Source organism: Yersinia sp. 2542 StPb PI (assembly GCF_048593855.1).
In the GTDB taxonomy this organism is placed as follows: Bacteria; Pseudomonadota; Gammaproteobacteria; order Enterobacterales; family Enterobacteriaceae; genus Yersinia; species Yersinia enterocolitica_E.
The window spans coordinates 1-703 of sequence record NZ_JAZGQA010000462.1 but is presented as its reverse complement, the minus strand read 5'-3'; the positions used below and the strand labels follow the sequence as shown (position 1 = coordinate 703).

Sequence of the window (703 nt, the reverse complement as noted above, 5' to 3'; positions counted from 1 at the left end):
GTATTGGGCTGATAAAGGCCTTCACACCCAAGCGGGTTTGAATGTTGTTATTCCCCTCGCCGGAGACTACTGTGCCATTGGTTTCTGTATGAGAATCTGCTTTCACCCCCATCCACACCACTTGAGCTTTTGGCTGAATAAAGTAATTTTGGTTAACACTCTGGCCCACTTTGAAGGCATAGCCACTCTCGACCGCAGCAGTGAACCCTTTCGAGTCATATTTCTCGGTGGTGAGATCTTGTCCATCAACCTGATTGTTAAACCAACTGTATTGCAGCCAGGTGTCAACATAAGCACCGGTATTATCCTGACTATCAGCAAACCATGTGCCATATACCCCCACACTGTAGCCATCTACCGAACCGTTGGACCGATAACCGGTTTCCTGTGCCACAGAAGAGCTGCTGCTATTGGCATAACCCGCCATAACCCCGACGCGCCACAGATCTTGTGTGTTGCGGCTCCATTGCGCCACATCACCCCCCAACTGCATCACATATCGGTTATCTTGCGTTTTCAATTCGCCACTGTCATCACGGGAACGGTTATGGCTACCTTCATTGCGTAACCACAGGCTGGTCGTTTTCTCTTCACCCGTAAAGACATCGGTATACACTGTTTCACCGGAGCGATCAGCTAAACTGGTAACAAACATTGAGTTGGCCGCAGCCAGGTTCGCGGTATAGCTTGCCGGTTCAGGGCG

1 protein-coding gene is annotated in these 703 nt (G+C 50.2%); it reads right to left on the bottom strand.

Annotated elements, in window-relative coordinates:
• Positions 1-703 (bottom strand): autotransporter outer membrane beta-barrel domain-containing protein (locus V1952_RS22295; RefSeq protein ID WP_420075604.1); only part of this gene is annotated, 703 nt, incomplete at both ends.